Origin of the sequence: Janthinobacterium sp. EB271-G4-3-2, assembly GCF_020858035.1 — a bacterium.
Lineage (GTDB): Bacteria > Pseudomonadota > Gammaproteobacteria > Burkholderiales > Burkholderiaceae_D > Janthinobacterium > Janthinobacterium aestuarii.
Map to the genome: position 1 here is coordinate 330,257 of NZ_JACYMG010000006.1, position 17,888 is coordinate 348,144.

General features: G+C 60.9%; 17 protein-coding genes. 10 read left to right on the forward strand and 7 right to left on the reverse strand.

All coding sequences use genetic code 11. From position 1 onward, the window contains the following. Nucleotides 1-46: 46 nt before the first annotated feature. Nucleotides 47-229, reverse strand: coding sequence for a 50S ribosomal protein L32 (gene rpmF, locus IGS55_RS15515; RefSeq protein WP_034749653.1), 183 nt, complete (start codon nt 227-229; stop codon nt 47-49). Nucleotides 230-541: 312 nt separating this feature from the next. Beyond that, on the reverse strand, nt 542-1,039 hold the full coding sequence (locus tag IGS55_RS15520) for a YceD family protein (protein ID WP_128143316.1): 498 nt from the start codon (nt 1,037-1,039) through the stop codon (nt 542-544). Nucleotides 1,040-1,261: 222 nt separating this feature from the next. On the opposite strand from IGS55_RS15520, the gene IGS55_RS15525 reads away from it, so the two are divergent. Beyond that, nucleotides 1,262-1,870 carry a Maf-like protein gene (locus tag IGS55_RS15525; protein ID WP_230516418.1) on the forward strand — a complete coding sequence of 203 codons (609 nt, stop codon included), beginning with the start codon at nt 1,262-1,264 and terminating at the stop codon, nt 1,868-1,870. A 55-nt stretch (nt 1,871-1,925) separates the two neighbouring features. Further along, nucleotides 1,926-2,675 carry an SAM-dependent methyltransferase gene (locus tag IGS55_RS15530; RefSeq protein ID WP_230516377.1) on the forward strand — a complete coding sequence of 250 codons (750 nt, stop codon included), beginning with the start codon at nt 1,926-1,928 and terminating at the stop codon, nt 2,673-2,675. Nucleotides 2,676-2,746: 71 nt separating this feature from the next. On the opposite strand, the gene IGS55_RS15535 is transcribed toward IGS55_RS15530, so the two are convergent. Then, nucleotides 2,747-3,664: a 23S rRNA (adenine(2030)-N(6))-methyltransferase RlmJ gene (locus IGS55_RS15535; protein WP_034749665.1), complete on the reverse strand. Its 918-nt coding sequence runs from the start codon at nt 3,662-3,664 to the stop codon at nt 2,747-2,749. 275 nt (nt 3,665-3,939) lie between these two features. Between IGS55_RS15535 and IGS55_RS15540 the strand changes: the two genes are divergently transcribed. Next, complete coding sequence (locus IGS55_RS15540) at nt 3,940-4,371, forward strand: thioredoxin family protein (RefSeq protein ID WP_139089829.1); 432 nt, start codon at nt 3,940-3,942, stop codon at nt 4,369-4,371. 3 nt (nt 4,372-4,374) lie between these two features. Here the strand turns inward: IGS55_RS15540 and IGS55_RS15545 are convergent, their stop codons facing one another. Further along, the gene (locus IGS55_RS15545; protein WP_230516378.1) at nt 4,375-6,648 is read right to left on the reverse strand and encodes a xanthine dehydrogenase family protein molybdopterin-binding subunit; all 2,274 of its coding nucleotides are present in this window, start codon (nt 6,646-6,648) and stop codon (nt 4,375-4,377) included. Between the two features lie 10 nt (nt 6,649-6,658). Continuing rightward, complete coding sequence (locus IGS55_RS15550; RefSeq protein ID WP_230516379.1) at nt 6,659-9,784, reverse strand: EAL domain-containing protein; 3,126 nt, start codon at nt 9,782-9,784, stop codon at nt 6,659-6,661. Between the two features lie 262 nt (nt 9,785-10,046). Here IGS55_RS15550 and IGS55_RS15555 point away from each other — a divergent pair, with 262 nt between their 5' ends. Beyond that, entirely contained in the window at nt 10,047-10,553 is a 507-nt protein-coding gene (locus IGS55_RS15555) for a DUF1993 domain-containing protein (protein WP_230516380.1), read from the forward strand. 105 nt (nt 10,554-10,658) lie between these two features. Here the strand turns inward: IGS55_RS15555 and IGS55_RS15560 are convergent, their stop codons facing one another. Then, nucleotides 10,659-10,853, reverse strand: a complete 195-nt coding sequence (locus tag IGS55_RS15560) for a DUF1289 domain-containing protein (RefSeq protein ID WP_034749680.1) — start codon at nt 10,851-10,853, stop codon at nt 10,659-10,661. Beyond that, nucleotides 10,853-11,425 (reverse strand): DUF1415 domain-containing protein, encoded by a 573-nt coding sequence (locus IGS55_RS15565; RefSeq protein WP_230516381.1) that lies wholly within the window; start codon nt 11,423-11,425, stop codon nt 10,853-10,855. The genes IGS55_RS15560 and IGS55_RS15565 overlap by 1 nt, the downstream gene beginning before the upstream one ends. 327 nt (nt 11,426-11,752) lie before the next feature. Here IGS55_RS15565 and IGS55_RS15570 point away from each other — a divergent pair, with 327 nt between their 5' ends. From IGS55_RS15570 to IGS55_RS15595, 6 genes are all read left to right on the forward strand, one after another. Beyond that, on the forward strand, nt 11,753-13,162 hold the full coding sequence (locus IGS55_RS15570) for a transglycosylase SLT domain-containing protein (protein WP_230516382.1): 1,410 nt from the start codon (nt 11,753-11,755) through the stop codon (nt 13,160-13,162). Between the two features lie 102 nt (nt 13,163-13,264). Then, complete coding sequence (gene fabI, locus IGS55_RS15575) at nt 13,265-14,053, forward strand: enoyl-ACP reductase FabI (protein ID WP_230516383.1); 789 nt, start codon at nt 13,265-13,267, stop codon at nt 14,051-14,053. Between the two features lie 72 nt (nt 14,054-14,125). Next, nucleotides 14,126-14,404, forward strand: coding sequence for a hypothetical protein (locus IGS55_RS15580; protein ID WP_230516384.1), 279 nt, complete (start codon nt 14,126-14,128; stop codon nt 14,402-14,404). Nucleotides 14,405-14,409: 5 nt separating this feature from the next. Beyond that, complete coding sequence (locus tag IGS55_RS15585) at nt 14,410-14,931, forward strand: helix-turn-helix transcriptional regulator (RefSeq protein ID WP_230516385.1); 522 nt, start codon at nt 14,410-14,412, stop codon at nt 14,929-14,931. A gap of 379 nt (nt 14,932-15,310) precedes the next feature. Then, complete coding sequence (locus IGS55_RS15590) at nt 15,311-16,717, forward strand: DEAD/DEAH box helicase (RefSeq protein ID WP_035820280.1); 1,407 nt, start codon at nt 15,311-15,313, stop codon at nt 16,715-16,717. A gap of 285 nt (nt 16,718-17,002) precedes the next feature. Further along, nucleotides 17,003-17,887 (forward strand): hypothetical protein, encoded by an 885-nt coding sequence (locus tag IGS55_RS15595; protein WP_230516386.1) that lies wholly within the window; start codon nt 17,003-17,005, stop codon nt 17,885-17,887. Nucleotide 17,888: the final 1 nt, after the last annotated feature.

Genomic DNA, 17,888 nt, shown 5'->3' on the forward strand with positions numbered 1-17,888 from the left:
AATAACCACGCAACACCGCTTTCATCTTACCCAACAAAAACGTCGATTACTCGTCGTTTTTGGTCTTCAACACTTTACGGCCACGATAGAAGCCGTTAGGGCTGATATGGTGACGCATGTGTGTTTCGCCGGTAACTGGCTCGACGCTCAATTGCGGCGCGACCAGGAAGTCGTGCGAACGGTGCATGCCGCGCTTGGAAGGGGTTTTCTTGTTCTGTTGAACTGCCATGATGACTCCTAATACATAAGTTCTAAAATTTTAGCACAATCGATTGGCAAATACATGCGAATCGAGTATCCCAGCGGCAAAGACTACCCGAAAATAGCCCGGACCGACATCGTTTATTACAACTACATTTCACTACACTTGCCATACTCGATTACAACACGCGTTTGACACGTCTTTTACAGGAAGCATCAAAAACCTACTGCGCTTCCCGCTATCGCCTTTGCGTTGCTCAGCGCACCTTCGTACGCTTGCGCTACTCAAGACGATATCAGGCCGCTCGCTACGGTTTTTTAAAGCTTCCTTTTTACTACTTTATTCTGGCTTCAAGTCTTTCAGTGCCGCAAACGGCGACTTCTTTTCAGTCTTGAGAGCATCGAGCTGCGCCGTATCGGGGCAGACGTCGTGTTTGGGTACCTGCGGCAGGGCCAGCAAGGCTTCATCTTCGATCAGGGCCGCGGCATCCATGTTGCGGCTGCCGACGATCACGTCGATCGATTCATCGTTGATGATTTCTTCGATCTCGTCCGCGTGCTCGTCATCCTTGCCCAGCATCAGAGTGGTCGTCGAATCAATTGCGTAAGCATACGGAGTCAGGCAGCGCTGGCAAACCAGCTGAACGGTGCCGTTGACCGACAAGGTCAGTTGTGGGTAGCCCAGCTTGCTGGTGCCGCCGACGATTTTCCAGGCGATTTCGCCGGAACCATCTGCACAATCCTTGGTCAACCGGGTCATTTCAGCGACAGGAGTTACACCCTCGCGGCTCCCGCTGATACGACAAAAATCAAAGGCGTCGATCACAAAAGCATTCATTGGTAGAAAATTTCCCCGGAAAACCTGCGATAATAACAGGGTTTTTAGCACGGAGTCAAAGGCTAAGCATCTTTTTTGACGCAATTATTGCCATTAACATGACACTTCATCAACACCGTCATGCCGCATGGAGCCTCAGTTATGGGCTCTGCGCCCTGGAATTTGCGTGAAATTCCACTGACATCGACCAGCGCGGCCATGCCGGCCGCCATCCACTACCGAATGATACCAACTTCCGCCCCATCGCGCTTGATTCTTGCATCGAGCTCGACCTACCGCAAGGAATTGCTGGAACGCCTGCGCCTGCCTTTTGAGGTGGCCGTGCCCGATCTCGACGAAAGCCCCCTGCCAGGCGAAAGCCCCAGCACCACGGCCCTGCGCCTGGCCCAGGCCAAGGCGCAGGCCGTGCTCGACCGCTATCCTGGCAGCCTCGTCATCGGCTCCGACCAGGTCGCCACCCTGGACGGCGCGCAGATCGGCAAGCCCGGCAGCCATGACTACGCCCTGTTGCAGCTGCAAACCATGCGCGGGCGCCAGACCGTGTTCCACACGGCACTGTGCCTGCTCGATGGCCGCCAGAGTCCGCCTGTAGCGCAGGTGGAAGACGTCCAGACCCTCGTCACCGTGCGCGACTTGCCCGATGCCGAGCTGGACGCCTACCTGCGCATCGAGCAGCCATACGATTGCGCCGGCAGCGCCAAGAACGAAGGCCTGGGCATCGCCCTGCTCGAACGTATCGACAGCACCGACCCGACCGCCCTGACCGGCTTGCCGCTGATCGCCCTCACCGGCATGCTGCGCAAGGCGGGCGTGGCGTTTTTCACCCCTTAACCACCCTGGGGTCAGACCCGACGGGTCTGACCCCGGCCAATACAAAGCTAACAATATGACCGGCACCCTGTACCTGATTCCCAACCACCTCGGCCTGTCCGACGGCGCAAGCGACCCGCTGGCCCGCATCATTCCAGAGCAGGTGCGGCAGATCACCTCGCAACTCGATTATTTCGTTGCGGAAAATGCCAAGACGGCGCGCGCCTTCTTGAAATTGATCGGCAACCAGCACCCGCTGGCCAAGCCGCTGCAGGAAATCACGATTTCCGAACTGAACGTGAATACCCCCGCGCAAGCGCTGGCCGGCTTGCTGGCGCCGCTGCTGGCGGGACGCGATGCGGGCCTCGTGTCGGAAGCGGGCGTGCCCGCCGTGGCCGACCCCGGCGCCGACCTCGTGCGCCTGGCGCATCAGCACGGCATTCAAGTGCGCCCGCTGGTGGGCCCGTCGTCGATCCTGCTGGCCGTGATGGCCAGCGGCCTGAACGGCCAGAGCTTCGCCTTCAACGGCTATCTGCCTACGGATGCCGCCCTGCGCGCCAAGCGCATCAAGGAACTGGAAAGCCGCTCGCGCAATGAAAAGCAAACCCAGCTGTTCATCGAAACGCCGTACCGCAACGCCGCCATGCTGGAAGCCCTCGTGGCGCAATGCGCGCCATCGACCTTGATCTGCGTCGCCACCGACCTGAGCCTGGACACGGAAAGCGTGCAGACGTGGAATGGCGGCCAGTGGAAAAAACAATTAGCCGCCGGCAAGGCGCCTGACTTCCACAAGAAACCGACCGTGTTCCTGTTGCTGGGACAGTAACCCTTTCCCCCATAAAAAAACGCCACGGTCGACTGCACCGTGGCGTTTGCATTACTTCACTACGACAGGCATTACACGCGACGCGTTCCCGTATTTTTCTGTCCGCCCTTGCCCGTTTCCAATACAAACTTCGCGCCATCGTCGCGACCCAGCACCTTGACCAGGTACGGCATGACTTCGCGCAACATCGGCTCCAGGGTGTACGGCGGGTTCAAAATGAACATGCCGCTGCTGTGCAAGCCGAAGCCGTCCGGCGACGGGGTGTTCACCGTCAGGGTCACGTGCAGCCAATCCGAGCTGGGCAGCTGCTTGAGCTTGTCGGCGAACTGGCGCGATTCCATGCGTTGCAGTACCGGGTACCAGACGGCATACATGCCGGACGGGAAGCGCACGAGGGCGTCAGCCAGGGTGTCCTTGACCTTGCGGTAATCCATCTTGTCTTCATACGGCGGGTCGATCAGCACCAGCGCGCGGCGCGATGGCGGCGGCAGCAGGGCTTTCAGGCTCTGGAAGCCGTCGGCCTTGGTGATGAGCACGCGCTTGCCGCGCACGGTCGGACGCTCGCCCTGGGCCAGCGCATGCGCCTCGACCTTGCGGAAGTTGTCGGCCAGAATCTTTGCATCGGCTGGATGCAGCTCGAACAGGCGCAGACGGTCTTGCTCGCGGCTGACCTTGTCGGCGCAGTACGGCGAACCCGGGTAGTAGCGCATCTTGCCGCTCGGATTCATTTCCTTGATCAGCTTCATGTACTCGGCCAGCGAGGCCGGCAGGTCCGTGCGGTCCCACAGTGGCGCGATGCCCGTTTCGTACTCGGCGTTTTTCGAGGCATAACCGCCGTCGAGCGCATACACGCCTGCGCCGGAGTGGGTATCGATATAACTATAGGCGGTATCTTTTTGATTCAGATATTGCAACAACTGAATCTGCACATAATGCTTCAACACATCGGCGTGATTACCCGCGTGAAAGGCGTGGCGGTAACTCAACATAAGCTGGCTAATTCCATAATAAAAATAAATAAAGGCGGGAGCGCTGACACCGGGCAGGGCATGAAAACAGACTGGAGGGGTCAGGCTGCGGGGCCAGGAAACAGCATGGACCAGCGTAATCAGCGCGCAATTACCAGCATTATCCACCAGAAAGGTGGATTGCATCAAAAAACACGGCTAAACAAGCCCATGTATTCCCGGGACTGGCATCGCCGGGCGCGGTAGAATACGCGCATCGGGCGCCCGCGCCCATCCGCCTATTAATAGAAACGACCATGCACAGCCTGACCCTCACGACCGATAACCGCGCCGACGTCGCGGCAACCCTGGCCGGCCCGCGCTGGACGGTGGCTTGCCTGTGTGCGCTGTGGTGCGGCACTTGCGGCAGCTACCGCGCCACGTTCGAGGAACTGGCCGCGCGCCACCCGGACACCGTCTTCGTCTGGATCGACATCGAAGACCAGGCCGACGTGGTGGGCGACCTCGACATCGACAACTTCCCCACCCTGCTGATCCAGCGCGAGGACAATGTCGCCTTCTTCGGCACCGTACTGCCCGACGGCGGCCTGGCGCACCGCATGGTGCAGGCGCAGCAGGCGCTCAGCGCCGAGGAACTGGCCGCGCTGGCCGGCAGCACGCAGGAACGGCGCGACTGGCAGCGCGACTGCAATCTGCGCCACATGCTGGCCGCCACCCTGGCACAGTAAACGTCAAGCCAGGCGCAGCGGCAGGCTGCGCAGCCGTTTCCCCGTCAGACTGAACACGGCATTGGCCACGGCCGGCGCAATCGGCGGCGTACCCGGCTCACCCACGCCTTCCGGATGCTCGGCGCTGGCGATGATGACGGTTTCCACCTCGGGCGTCTGCCCCATGCGCAGCACGGGGTAGTCGTGGAAGTTGCCCTGCTCGACTCTCCCCTCCTTGAAGGTGATCTCGCCGCCCAGCGCCGCCGACAGGCCGAACAGCACGGCCGACTCCATCTGCTGGGCGATGATGTTCGGATTGACGGCAATGCCGCAATCGATGGCGCACACGACGCGCTGCACGCGGATTTCGCCGTTTTCCACCGATACCTGCGCCACTTGCGCGACGATGCTGCCGAACGACTGGTGCAAGGCCACGCCATGCGCATGGCCGGGCGGAGGGCTGCCCGCCCTGGCGACGGCCGCATCGAGCACGGCCAAATGGCGCGGGTGCCGCACCAGCATGGCGCGGCGGAAGGCGACGCCGTCCTGACCTGCCGCATGCGCCAGCTCGTCGATAAAGCTTTCCTTGAAGAACGCGTTGTGCGAATGCCCGACCGAGCGCCAGTAGCCGACCGGCACGGCACTGTCGGCGATCACGTGGGCGATGCGCTGGTTGGCGATTTCATACGGCATGTCGAATTCGCCTTCGGCCGTCGTCTTGTCCGGCCCAGCGCCGGGCAAGCCGAAATTGCGCTGCAGGTATTGATGCGTGATGGAGCCGCTGACGGATTTATTGTCCCACGAAGCGATGCGGCCATGCTCGTCGAGGCGGGCGGCAAAGCGGGCCAGCGCGGCGGGACGGTACATATCGTGCTTTGTGTCCTGTTCGCGCGTCCACACCAGCTGCACGGGCGCGCCATCGCACTGCAGCGCGATGGCCACGGCTTGCGCGACCATATCCACTTCCAGGCGGCGGCCGAAACCGCCACCGAGCAGCAGCACCTCGATACTGACGTCTTTCGCGTCGACGCCGGCCACTTTCGCCGCCACGTCGACGGCGATGCCGGGCGCCTGCGTCGAGGCCCACAGCATCACCTTGCCATTTTTCACCTGCGCGGTGCAGTTGACGGGCTCCATGGCGGCATGCGCGAGGAACGGTGCGCGGTACTCGGCGCCGACCTGCCGCATGCCCTGCACGGCTTTGCTTTCCACCTCGCCGCTGGCGTGATAGGCATAACCGGCTTCGGTGTCCAACAGGCGGGCAAACTCCGCGTAGACGTCGGCGCTGGACAAGTTCGCTTGCGGGCCAGCCTTCCACTGCGTCGGCAAGGCGGCCGCCGCCTGCTTCGCGCGCCACCAGGTGTCGGCCACCACGGCCGCGCACGAGACGCTGCGCTGCGCCAGCCGCGGCGTCAGGTCCAGCACTTTTTTCACGCCCGGCATGGCGAGTATGGGCGCCGCGTCGAACGCGGACAGGGTATCGCCCAGGCGCGGCGGCAGATGCAGGGCCGCATACAGCATGCCGGGCGGACGGGCATCGATGCCGAAACGCGCGCTGCCATTGACTTTCGATGGCGTATCGCGGCGCGGCGCCGGCTGGCCGATCAGTTTAAAATCCTTGGGCAGTTTCAGCACGGGCGTGCCGGGGGCTATGCTGGCGGCGCGCTGCGCCAGGCTGGCGTAGCTGGCGCGCCGGCCATCCGGGTGCAGCACTTCACCGTCCTGCGTGCGGCACTGCGCGGCCGGTACCTGCCACAACGCGGCGGCGGCGCCCACCAGCATGGCACGCGCCGATGCCCCCGCCTCGCGCATGGGACCCCAGCCATCCTTCACGCTCGACGAACCGCCCGTGACGATCACGCCCAGTTCGCGCGCCGCCTTGGCCACCGTCCACTGCGCCAGCGCCTTCAAGCGTCCCTGGTCGTCCGGATGGAAAGGCAGGCTGTCCTTGAGCATGGCGACATTGCCGAAGATTTTATCGTTCGGCGCCTGGATCAGTTTGACGCTGGCCAGCGGCACGTCGAGTTCCTCGGCCACCAGCATCGGCAAGGCCGTGTGCACGCCCTGCCCCATTTCGCTGCGCGGCATGGCCAGCAGCACCGTGCCATCGGTTTGAATCGCCAGCCAGCCGTTGAGGGCCACGGCGCCATCCTGAAGCGGCAGCGGCGCGCTGCCATGCAGGCGCTGGCGCGGCGGCAGCACGCCCCAGCCCAGCACCAGGGCGCCCACGCCGGCCACGCCGAGGCCAAGGCCGCCGAGCAGGAAACGGCGGCGCGACGGGGAGGAGTGTGCGGCCATGGGCTGTCCTTTATAGTAGTGAGTGATCGATCCAGCGCTCCAGCATATCCTGTGCCAGCACCGGACGGCTATAAAAATAACCTTGCGCCAGCTTGCAGCCATGGCGCAGCAGGAAAGCGGCCTGCTCTTCCGTCTCCACGCCTTCGGCAATCACGGACAAATGCATGCTCTTGCCCAGCTGGATGATGGCAATCGCAATCGCCTCGTCGTTGACGTCCGTCGAAATATCCTTGATGAAGGAGCGGTCGATCTTCAAGGTTTGCACGGGCAGCTGTTTCAGATATGCGAGCGAGGAATAGCCGGTGCCGAAATCGTCGATGGCCAGGCCCACGCCGATGGCGTGCAAGTCGTTGATGAAACCGAGGGCGTCCCCCGTGTTCATGATGACAGACTCCGTCACTTCGAGCTGCAGGCGCTGCGGCTCGAGGCCCGTTTCCTTCAATATGGCGGCCACCATGCCGGCGATGCTGCCCCGCTCGAACTGTTTTACGGACAGGTTGACGGCCATCTTCGGCACGTGCAAGCCCTGCGCCTGCCAGCGCATCATCTGGCGGCACGCTTCGTCGAGCACCCATTTGCCCAGCTGGTTGATGAAACCGCTGTCTTCGGCCAGCGGGATGAAGCGGGCCGGCGGCACCAGGCCCAGTTCCGGATGGTTCCAGCGCACCAGCGCCTCGACGCCGACCAGGCGGCCCGTGTCGATTTCCACCTGCGGCTGGTAATTGAGGAACATCTCGTTCTTTTCGATCGAGCGGCGCAAAAAGGTTTCCAGGCGCAGCCGCTCGACGCCCTCGCCCGTCATCGACGGCGCATAGAAGCGGTAGCCATTGCGCCCGCGCGCCTTGGCCTGGTACATGGCCACGTCGGCATTGCGGATCAGCATGTTCAAGTCCAGCGCATCGTCCGGATACAGGCTGATGCCCACGCTGCAGGTGACGAACAGTTCGTGGCCGGCCACCGTGAACGGCTGGTCGAACATGGTCATCAGTTTTTCCGCCACCTGCGTGGCGCCATACTCGCCGTCGATGCGTTCGAGCAGGACGATGAATTCGTCGCCGCCCAGGCGCGCCAGGGTATCGCCTTCGCGCAGGCGGGCCGCCAGCTGGCCGGCCACCTTTTGCAGCAATTCGTCACCCACATGGTGGCCCAGGGTGTCGTTGACGTTCTTGAAGCGGTCCAGGTCGATGAACAGCACGGCCAGCTGCTCCTGGTCGCGCGCGGCGCGCAGCAGCGCGTGCTGCAGACGGTCGTGGAACAGCAGGCGGTTCGGCAGCGCCGTCAGCGGATCGTGGTGGGCCATGTGGTCGAGCTTTTCCTGCGACTGCTTGATCAGGGTGATGTCGCTGAACACGCCCACGTAATGGGTGGTGACGGCGCGCGTGTCGCGCACGGCGCTGATGGTCAGCCATTCCAGGTACACCTCGCCGTTCTTGCGCCGGTTCCAGATCTCGCCGCGCCAGAAGCCCGAGACGGCCAGTTCATCCCACAGGGCCTGGTAAAACGCGGCGTCGTGGCGCTCGGAACGCGTCAGCGACGCATGCTGCCCCAGCGCCTCGGCTTCGGCGTAACCGGTGATCTGCGTGAAGGCGGGATTGACGGTGACGATGATGCCAGCCGCGTCGACCACCATCACGCCATCGGCGATATGTTCGAGCACGGTGGCCGACAAACGCAATTTCTCCTCGGCTTCCTTGCGCGCCGTGATATCGGCATACACCCAGATGCTGCCTTCGTTGGGGCGCAGCGGATCGAGCGCGCAGCCGCTGACCAGCGCCCAGAACAGGCTGCCGTCGCGGCGCTTGTACTGGCGCTCCTCGCTGAAATCGCCGCCCGCGGCCAGGGCCGGATACTGGCGCTCGCCCGCCTCTTCGAAGTCATATGAACTGGTAAACACGATGGCGGTGGAACTGCCCGTCATTTCGGCATGGCCGTAGCCGAACAGTTCCTCGCAGCGGCGGTTGACGGAAATGATGCGGCGGTGGCGCACGAACATCACGCCGAACATGACATTGTCGAGGATGGCGCTCTGCTCCGTCAGCAGCGCTTCGATGCGCATCTCGTGGTGCTTGCGCTGGCTGATGTCGGCGATGATGCCGTCGATCCAGATGACGCCCTGCTCGCCCACCTGCGGCTGGCCATTCTCGGCCACCCAGCGCTCGATGCCGAAAGCGTCGACGATGCGGTATTCCAGCGCATACGGCCGTTCGTCGAGCACGGCCTGGCCGACGGCGCGGCGGTGCTCGCGGCGGTCTTCCGGGCAGATCAGGTCGGCCCAGGCATGCGTGGTGCCGCGCATGAACTGGCGCGCCGAATAGCCGGAAATGTCTTCGATGGCATCGCTGACGAAATCGATGGGCCCGTCGGGCCGGTAGCGGAAGACGGCGCCCGGCACCTGCGTGACGATGGTGCGGAAACGCTCTTCGCGCTGGCCCACATCCTCGAACAGCTGGCCGATGGCCGCGCGCATTTGCTCGAGCTGGGCCGTCAGGCGACCCAGTTCGTCATTGCTGTGCGACGCCAGCGGCGTGTCGAAATCGCCGTGCGACAGGCGGTCGGAAAAGCGCGTCAGGCGGCGCAGGGGCTTCAACAGGCGGCGGTTCAGGAACAGCACGATCAGCGCCATCGACACGGCCAGCTGCGCGCCCAGCACGAAAATATAAGACATCTGCTTTTCGCGCAGTTCCTGCTGGCTGCGCGCGTCGTCCATCTCGACGATGACGTGGCCGATGCGTTCGCCGCGCACGAGGATGTCGCGCCCGGCGCGGTACAGATTGCCCACGGGCCGCTGCGGCGCCTGCAGGCTGATGAATTCCGTGTCGCCCTGCCCCAGCACCTTCACCAGCAGCACGGAACGGTCGCGCATCACCGACTCGACCAGCGAGTGGGCCGATTCCGCATTCATGTTCCACAGCGACTCCTGCATGCCCAGCGCCAGGATGTCGACATTGCGCTGCAAGGCCTCGTTCAGGCTGGTGCGCGCCGACTGGCGCTCATGCACGCCGACGAGCACATAGCTGCCGAAGATGGCGGGAACGACAAGGCCGCCAAATACCACCAGCAGCAGGGCGCCATAGATCGACGAGCCGTACAGCACGCGCAGGCTGGCGCGCAGGCGCTGGTAAGGTGAGTTAAACATGCGGCAACAGGGCAACAGGGATCAGGCGGGCGATCATTGAACTTTACAGGGGAAGTCGGGTGGTCAGGCGGGAAGAAACTTTTTTCAGGAGCAATTATGCATGGAAAAAGCGGGATAAGTCACCAATAAACACGCGCCAGCGGCAACCTCATGTCATATAAACTGGGTTGAAAAACCACACGCAAGCTGGCGCGCCCGGCCGGCGCCAGCAGAAAAACGCTTAGCTTGCTATCATCGCGCCACTTTACCTAGAGGAACCACCATGACCTTCTCCATCCACTCCGCTTCGATCCCCGTCTTCAAACAGATCCTGGGCAGCCTGGCCGCCATCCTGGACAAGGCGGAAACGCACGCGCAAGACAAGAAAATCGACCCGAACGCCCTGCTGCAGTTCCGCTTGTTCCCGGACATGCTGCCGTTCGTGCGCCAGATCCAGATCGCCACCGACTTCGCCAAGGGCTGCGGCGCGCGCCTGGCCGGCGTGGCCGTGCCACCGTATGAAGACAGCGAACAGAGCTTTGCTGAGCTGAAAGCGCGCATCGTGAAAACCATCGCTTTCCTGGATAGCCTGCCGCAAGCGGACATCGACGGCAGCGAAACGCGCGCCATCACCACGGGCAGCGGCGAAAAGACCAAGCACTTCACGGGCCAGACCTATCTGTTCCACTATGCGCTGCCGCACTTCTTCTTCCACGCGACGACGGCGTACGACATCCTGCGCCATAACGGCATTGAAGTCGGCAAGAAAGATTTTATTGGTAGTTATTGATCGTTAGCGTCAACAGTACCGGGGTCAGACCCTCAATGCCGCTCCCACAAAAGTCATCGCTGACATGTGAGGGGGTCTGACCCCAGCAGTTGCAGTTGAGTTAAATCAGGTATTCCTGCGCGGATACCCCTGCGCCAGTATCCTCACCCACACCACTTCCTTCTCTTCATCCGTCATCGACACCCAGTGGGCCACTTCCACCACGGTGCGGCCGCAGCCGCGGCAGATTTCATCGAAAGTCGTCGAGCACACGGCCACGCAGGGCGTGTCTGGACGCGGCGGCAATTCCTTGTCAGCCATCAGGATACCTTCGGCAAGCCGAGCTTTTCCCAGCCTTCGGCGCCCAGCGCTTCCAGGGTGGCGATATTCTTGTCGAAGATTTCCGACGCTTCCGGGAAGGCCTCGACGGCGCGCTCGATGCTGTCTTCGCGCAGCAGGTGCAGGGTCGGGTACGGCGAGCGGTTCGTGTAGTTGCTGATGTCGTCCTCGAACGTCTCGGCAAACTGGTAGTTCGGGTGGAAACTGGCCACTTGCAGTTCGCCGGCCAGGTGCATGTCTTCCACGGCCGCATCGGCCACATCGAGAAACTCGTTGTAGTCGAGGAAATCGTTCAGGGTGTACGGGTGGATCAGCAGGGTCGTGTCGATCTGCTCGGGATCCGTGTCGGCCAGGGTTTGCAGCTCGTCCATCAGCATCGCCAGCAAATCCTCGGGATTGCTCGATTCGCACACCACATAGCGGATCTGCTTCTTGACGTGCACGGCCTTGGCGAACGGGCACAGGTTCAGGCCGATCACGGCCTTTTCCAGCCAGGAAACGGTATTGGCGATGATGACGGCGTTGTCGTCGTCGTGGCGCGGCGGGGTGTTCATATACTTGACTCTCTATTAATAAAGCGGCCGGCGGCTGAATGGCCGGCCAAAGCCAAATTGTACGCACTTTTGCGCAGCCTCATACCGGGCGCCGCCCAGGCTTGCGCCATGACCGTGGCCATGTATGCTATAACAGCGGCCAAATCGCACATCCGGCAAATTAAATTTGCAATAATTGCATTATTAGCGACTGGAAACATCGCTATTGACGCCTATGTGCTGTCATCATGCTGACATAATTCTTGACTCCGGCATGTGGATATACGTACACTCGCAGCTTAATCATGGGTCTGTCCGATGTTTCTCCGACGACAACAATGGAACACTATGCACGAAAACTCCTTTAAATCTACCGTCCTGGCGGCGTTGGCCCTGGCGCTTGCGCCCGCCCTCAGCCAGGCGTACGAAGCCGGTGTTGAGAGCGATAACGCGCCAGTCGCCGCCGCCACGCCCGCCCTGATCCCGATGACCGCCCAGGTCACGGCGAAACTCCCCACCCTCGACAACCGCCTGCAAAAGACCGACCGTCTGCTGAAAAATCTCAGCGACAATTCCGATCCGCTGCGCGAAGCCGACGTCTGGGGCCGCATCCGCAGCGGCTATGCGATTCCCGACATCAACAACCAGCTGGTGGCGAATCACGTCAACTGGTACGCCACCCGCCCCGACTACATCGCCCGCACGACGGCGCGCGCCTCGCGCTACATTTTCCACGTGGTGCAGGAACTGGAAAAGCGCGGCATGCCGACGGAACTGGCCTTGCTGCCATTCATCGAGTCCGCCTTCAACCCGCAAGCGTTCTCGAGCGCCAATGCGGCCGGCATGTGGCAATTCGTGCCCGCCACGGGGCGCGATTTCAACCTCAAGCAAAACATGTTCAAGGACGAACGCCGCGGCGTGCTGGCCTCGACCGATGCGGCCCTGACCTACCTGCAGCGCCTGTATGACATGTTTGGCGACTGGCAACTGGCCCTGGCCGCCTACAACTGGGGCGAAGGCTCGGTGCAGCGCGCCATCAAGAAAAACCAGGCGATGGGCAAGCCGACCGACTTCGAAAGCCTGGCCGACCTGATGCCGGCCGAAACGCGCAACTACGTGCCGAAACTGCAAGCGGTGAAAAACATCATCGCCAATCCGGCCCAGTTCGGCCTGACCCTGCCCGTGGTCGACAACCAGCCCTACTTCACGGCCATCGACAAGACCAGCGACATCGACATCACCGTCGCCGCCCAGCTGGCCGAACTGTCGATGGATGAATTCAAGGCCTTGAATCCGCAATTTAACCGCCCCGTCATCATCGGCGGCGAAAAGACCAAGATTCTGTTGCCACAGGAAAACGCCGCCAAGTTCACCACCAATCTGGCGCAATGGGGCCATGCCTTGTCGAGCTGGACCACGCACAAGATCACCAATGCGCGCGAACGCATCGAAACCCTGGCGTCGAAATTCGGCACCACGGCCGACGTGCTGCGCCAGGCCAACAACATTCCCCAGCGCACGCGCTTGCGCGCCGGCTCCACCATCCTCGTGCCGAAAACCTCGTCCACGATGAACAGCGACATCACCCAGGAAATCGCCGACAGCGCCACCATGCTGCTGGAAGCGGACCGTCCTGAACGGGTCGCCAAGGCCGTGCGCCGCGTCACCAAGGGCGGCAAGGTGCAAGCGGCGCCAATTTCCCTGGTAAAACCACGCATCCAGCGCGGCGGCAACAGTCGCGCCAAGGCACGTCACTGATCGCCTGATCCGTATTGAGACACCCCACCGGCCGCCACAGCTTTGCTGTCGCGGCCGGTTGCACATCCGCCTTCCCGCCCACCTACCCAGACAGGAGTCGTCATGGCTTTCTTGCAAGGCAAAAAAATCCTCATCACGGGCTTGCTGTCGAACCGTTCCATCGCCTATGGCATCGCCAAGGCTTGCCACCGCGAAGGCGCCATCCTCGCCTTCACGTATGTGGGTGTACGCTTCAAGGAGCGCATCACGGAGTTTGCGGCGGAGTTCGGCAGCGAACTGGTGTTCGACTGCGACGTGTCCAGCGATGAACAGATCAGCGCCGTCTTCAGCGACCTGGCGCACCACTGGGACCAGTTGGACGGCTTGGTGCACGCCATCGGTTTTGCGCCGCGCGAGGCGATCGCCGGCGACTTCCTCGACGGCCTGTCGCGCGACAGCTTCCGCATCGCGCACGACATTTCCGCCTACAGCTTCCCCGCCATGGCCAAGGCCGCCCTGCCCCTGCTGCATCCGGGCGCGTCGGTCCTGACCCTGACCTACCTGGGCGCCGTGCGTGCCGTACCCTACTACAACACCATGGGCCTGGCCAAGGCGTCGCTGGAAGCATCCGTGCGCTACCTGGCCGAATCGCTGGGTCCGCGCGGCATCCGCGCCAACGGCATTTCCGCCGGCCCCATCAAGACCCTGGCCGCTTCCGGCATCAAGGATTTCAGCAAACTCCTGGGTTTTGTGGCGGAGCACGCCCCGCTGCGCCGCAATGTCACCATCGAAGAGGTTGGCAACACGGCCGCCTTTCTGCTGTCCGACCTGGCCTCCGGCATCACGGGCGAAATTACCTATGTCGATGGCGGCTTTTCGCAAGTAATGGCCGTCAATCCCGAAGTAGCGTGATACGGTGATGGCCGATATTTTTCGGTTGTCACTTGACAACTGATCGATATCGACCTACATTGGAGGCATCGCATGGCGCGCTCCTCGCATCCCAAGAAAGAAATCGAAGCGGCGCTGCGCCACGCGGAAAGCCAGGGCTGGCGAGTGGAAGTGGGCGGCAGCCATGCCTGGGGCAAAATGTATTGCCCCTACAATGACGACGGCTGCCGCTGCGGCGAATTCTGCATCGCCTGCATCTGGAGCACGCCAAAAAACCCGGGCAACCACGCGCGGGCGATCCGGCGGGTGGTCGACAATTGCACTTTCAACAAACTGATGCACGACTGCATGCAACGCAAATCCAGGGGCTAACCATCATGGATTACATCTTCACTCTCAAGTACCGCCTGCCCGACCACGAACACGACCTCGACGCGCTGGCCGAGCGCCTGGGCAGCGGCGGTTGCGACGACGCCCTGGTCGGCATCGGGCAAGCGGGACGCCTGGCGCTGGAATTCACGCGCGAGGCCAGCAATGCCAGGGAAGCGCTGCTCAGCGCCCTGGCCGACGTCAAGGCCATCGTGCCCGAGGCCGTGCTGGTCGAGGCCTCGCCCGACTTCGTGGGCCTGACCGACGTGGCGCAGGTACTGGGCCTGTCCCGGCAAAACCTGCACAAGCTGATGAGCAAATACCGCCACAGCTTTCCCGTGCCCGTGCATGAGGGCAGCGCTACTATTTGGCACTTGGACGACGTGCTGGCCTGGCTGCACGCAAAGGGAACGTATCAGCTGGAACGCAGCCTGGTCGAACTGGCGCAGGTCACCCGGCAAATCAATCTGGCCAGGGAAACGCGACAGGCGCCGCCGCTGCCCGCCGACATCGTGGCCATGCTCAACTGAACGGACGAAAACTACGTACTCCTACTGATTTCACATAGGAAACATGCGCAAAACGTGGTAGGACTTTCGTTTCTTCCCATTTAGCCCGTGCAAAACGGCGTCAAATACGGTATAGTGTCGTTGTGCGCTGCAATATGTTCCCTTGAAGCGATGGCAACACCGCAGTCATGCACTACAAACTTAGCAGCTTCGCAAGCCTTAGCGCATCCACAGGATGCCGCTTATAAAGCCCTCCCGCCTTGTGTGTCGCACCTGACACCGTCCCGGCGCAAAGCTTTTGTGCCGAAATTTCTTTCTAGTTGAGTCATTTCGTTTTGGTTGGCGTTGCTATTTTGCGTTCTGCTTTTTGCAAGAACGCTGATTTTTACGAAAGAAAAGAATGACATTTGAATCCTTAGGCCTGCATCCGTCCATCATCGCCGCTCTGACCGAATCGGGCTACACCGCGCCAACCGCGGTACAGTCGCAAGCGATTCCAGCCGCGATCGAAGGCCGTGACCTGCTGGTCTCGTCGCAAACCGGTTCGGGCAAGACCGCAGCTTTCATGCTGCCGTCGCTGCACAAACTGGCCAGCGCCGAACAAAGCGCCGCCGGCAAAACGCCAAACCAGGAAATGCAAGCATCGCGCGCCCGCGGCGAGCGTCCACGTTTCAAAGCTGCCCAGCCAAAAATGCTGGTGCTGACGCCAACGCGCGAACTGGCCCTGCAAGTGACCACCAACACCGACAAGTACAGCACCGGCATCCGCCGCATCAAGGCTGTGTCGATTCTGGGCGGCATGCCTTACCCTAAACAGATGCAATTGCTGGCCAAGAATCCTGAGATTCTGGTCGCCACCCCTGGCCGTCTGATCGACCACATGGACTCGGGCAAGATCGACTTCTCGCAACTGGAAATCCTGGTGCTGGACGAAGCCGACCGCATGCTGGACATGGGTTTCATCGACGACATCGAAAAAATCGTGGAAGCGACGCCGGAAGGCCGTCAAACCATGCTGTTCTCGGCAACGCTGGACGGCGTCGTTGGCAACATGGCCCGCCGCATCACGAAGAACCCGCTGGTCATCCAAGTGGCAAGCTCGAGCAACAAGCATGAAAACATCACCCAGCGCGTCCACTTCGTCGACGATCTGTCGCACAAGAATCGCCTGCTGGACCACCTGCTGCGCGACGAATCGCTGGACCAGGCTGTTGTGTTCACCGCCACCAAGCGTGACGCCGACACCATCGCCGACCGTCTGAACATCGCCGGGTTCTCGGCTGCCGCCTTGCACGGCGACATGCATCAAGGCGCGCGTAACCGCACCCTGGACGGCATGCGCCGCGGCCAGGTCAAAGTGCTGGTTGCCACCGACGTTGCCGCCCGCGGTATCGACGTGCCAACGATCACCCACGTGTTCAACTACGATCTGCCGAAGTTCCCTGAAGACTACGTCCACCGCATCGGCCGTACCGGCCGCGCTGGCCGCAATGGCCTGGCCATCTCGCTGGTGAACCACGCTGAAGGCATGAACGTCAAGCGCATCGAACGCTTCACCAAGCAGTTGATCCCGGTCAATGTCATCGAAGGTTTCGAACCGAAGAAAACGGCTTCGGCACCACGTTCGAGCGCCCGCCCAGGCGGCTGGAAACCAGGCGACAACCGTGGCGGCGCGAAGCCAGGACAACGCACGTTCAGCAAGCCGGGCGCACCACGCAAGGACGGCGCCCCTAGCACTGGCGGCGGCTACAAGGGCTCCAACCCGCGCAGCACCGACGGCGCACGCCGCAGCTACGGCGACCGTTAATCACGATTAGCCGCTGCAAATTGCAGTACGATAAAAAGCCACCAGAGTGATCTGGTGGCTTTTTTTTGCCCGTCGATTTGCCAGCCGCACCGGCTGACTGCCTTCTCGGGAAAGATTTCCTATCATAAAAAATGAAAGTACTTTCAGATAAAAAACATAAAGACGTCGAATAATCACATACGTTACTCAAGATCAAACTTCACCGACATTTTCAGAATATAGTCACATCAGGGAATGCAGATAACGATAAATTCAATAATGCAGCCAAGACTGGAAATTTCCGCCATGAATTCCAATCCTGTACCGGAAAGCAACACCACCGATCCGGAGGATAAATCCTCGATCGAGTCGAAAATACATGCAATGGATCTTCGGATGAATCGCCTCGAAAATCCGGAACACGGAAGATTTGAAATAATTCAAAAAAGAACAAGCTTCCTGGCCTTACTCATTGGCATACTTTTAAGTGCAATTTCTCTTTTTGACATATTCTGGAGCCAGCCACGCAATGAACTTTTCAGGGATATGGAAGAATTCAACAAATCCGTGAATGCCGTGTCAAATCTGCGCCAGAACATGATCCAGATTCAATATCAATCAAACAATCCCCAAATGCTGATGGCGATGAATTCCATGGTATCTCCACAGGTACTGGCAAACATACAATATGCCACGGCATTGCTACCGCGCCTCGGCGACCATGCGGGAATTCCCCAACTATTGGTATTGATATCGGAAGCGTTGAATATTTATGACTGGAAAAGTGCCACGACCCTGGTTGAACGGGCCGTCGCCATCAAGGATGCGGTGCCCTCGATGCAGTCGGAAGCAAGACGATACAAGGCGCGATTGATGTTTTCGACCGGAAAAATACACGAAGGACGGGCTGCTTTTCAGGATTCCCTGAATGTACTGCGCGGCGAATCTGCGTTCGGCATTAATGGCGCGAGAGCCTACATTATCGCGGATTGGGCGATTTCCGAATTTGCCATGGGAGACTGCAATTCCGGGAACGAACGGATCGGACAATTCATTCAGCTCTTGCAAGACCCGGAAATTCTACCGCTCCCCCGTTTGGGATTGATTTCCACACTAAAAAATCAGCTTGAGCAGATCCAGTCAAGAAAGAAAAGGTGCGCCTTCCCCAAAGAACTGGAAGATGCAAGCTAAC